Below are 1,043 nucleotides of genomic sequence, written 5' to 3'. Positions count from 1 at the left end.
GTCGCGTCAATAACTCTAAAAAGCACTTGACAAAACGCTTCATGGGGCGGCCCCAAGGATATAGCCCCCTATATCGACCCCAATTTTGACAACAACATTCTGCTGACACAGACGGAACGGATCACCATGAACAACAGGCCGAAAGACCCCAAAACCGCAAGAAATAAAAATGTTCTGGTGATCGGCGGTTCCGGCTCCGGCAAGACCCGGTTCTTTGTAAAACCAAACCTGATGCAATGTGTGTCCAAGGACTATCCGACCTCATTTGTGATAACCGATCCCAAGGGCAGCTTGATCGGTGAAGTGGGCCAGCTCCTTATCCGCAGCGGCTACCGCGTGAAAGTGCTGAACACCATCAATTTTTCCAAGAGCATGAAATACAACCCGTTTCGGTATCTGCACTCGGAAAAAGACGTGTTGAAGCTGGTAAATACCCTGATTTGCAACACTAAAGGCGAGGGCGAAAAAAGTGCGGAAGATTTTTGGGTGAAATCGGAACGGCTGTTCTACACGGCCCTGATCGGCTATATCTGGCAGGAAGCGCCGGAGGAAGAAATGAACTTCACGACGCTGCTTGAAATGATAAATGCCAGCGAAGCCCGCGAGGACGACCCGGAATTTCAGTCGCCGGTGGATTTGATGTTTGAGCGATTGGAGGAACGCGATCCAGACCACTTTGCCGTCCGCCAGTATAAAAAATTCCTGCTTTCGGCGGGCAAGACACGTTCCTCTATCCTTATCAGCGCAGGCGCGAGAATGGCCCCTTTTGACATCCGCGAGGTGCGGGAGCTGATGGAGGACGACGAACTGGAACTTGACACCATCGGGGACGAGAAAACGGCGCTGTTCCTGATTATGTCGGACACGGACACCACCTTTAATTTCATTCTGGCAATGGTACAGAGCCAGCTTATCAACCTGCTTTGTGACCGGGCCGATGATAAATACGGCGGGCGGCTGCCGGTTCACGTCCGCATGATACTGGACGAGTTTGCGAACAGTGTGACACGTTCTACGCCTAAAACGGTGGGAATAACCGACAA

Annotated in this window: 1 pseudogene; it reads left to right on the top strand. The window is 51.6% G+C overall.

Annotation, left to right across the window (positions count from 1 at the left end):
* Window positions 1–33: 33 nt before the first annotated feature.
* Window positions 34–1,043, top strand: a pseudogene (locus PG418_RS19070) (VirD4-like conjugal transfer protein, CD1115 family); the annotation flags it as partial.

Source organism: Bariatricus sp. TF06-38A (assembly GCF_027690675.1).
GTDB classification, from domain to species: domain Bacteria; phylum Bacillota; class Clostridia; order Lachnospirales; family Lachnospiraceae; genus Allocoprococcus; species Allocoprococcus comes.
The sequence above is the reverse complement of the archived record's forward strand: the minus strand, read 5'-3'. Positions and strand labels throughout refer to the sequence as shown.